This window comes from Elizabethkingia argenteiflava (genome assembly GCF_009904105.1).
Lineage (GTDB): Bacteria > Bacteroidota > Bacteroidia > Flavobacteriales > Weeksellaceae > Elizabethkingia > Elizabethkingia argenteiflava.
Window position 1 is genome coordinate 1 of the sequence record NZ_JAAABJ010000079.1, and the last position, 493, is coordinate 493.

Genomic DNA, 493 nt, shown 5'->3' on the forward strand with positions numbered 1-493 from the left:
CTTTGAGTTGAACATGGAGTATAGCTCATCGGTTAGTGATTGGGGCTTCGGTTCTGGTCTCGGTGCTTATCACCACTCTACTTGGATGGAGGCCAACTGTTTCAACTGGCGTGAAGGTAACTTCGTGAAGAGTCCTATCGCTGATTACAATGGCCGCGTTGGTGGTTGGGGTTCAATCGGCTTGCCTGAATGGTATGGCGTAGCATTCCAGGAGAACGATGGTGACTCATATCGTCGCAAGGCCACTCTCATCAACATCGAAGAAGCTGTTTATCTCGGCGAAGAGGCACGTGCACTCGGCTTCAAGTATGACGATGAGTCGCTCAACAGCATGACACCTGAGCAGCTGAAGACAAGCACAAGTGTCGGTATCAACAATCTTGATCAGGGTCTCTATGGACAGTCATTCTGGTTGCCTCTCAAGCACATCTGCCGTGGTACCGATATGACCGATGGTGGTGGTTCACATGGCGGTAACCTCCGTCTCAACAAC

Annotated in this window: 1 protein-coding gene; it reads left to right on the forward strand. The window is 50.7% G+C overall.

Translation table 11 applies throughout. From position 1 onward, the window contains the following. Window positions 1-13 precede the first annotated feature (13 nt). Window positions 14-493 (forward strand): hypothetical protein (locus GNY06_RS00395; RefSeq protein WP_166518317.1); only part of this gene is annotated, 480 nt, incomplete at its 3' end.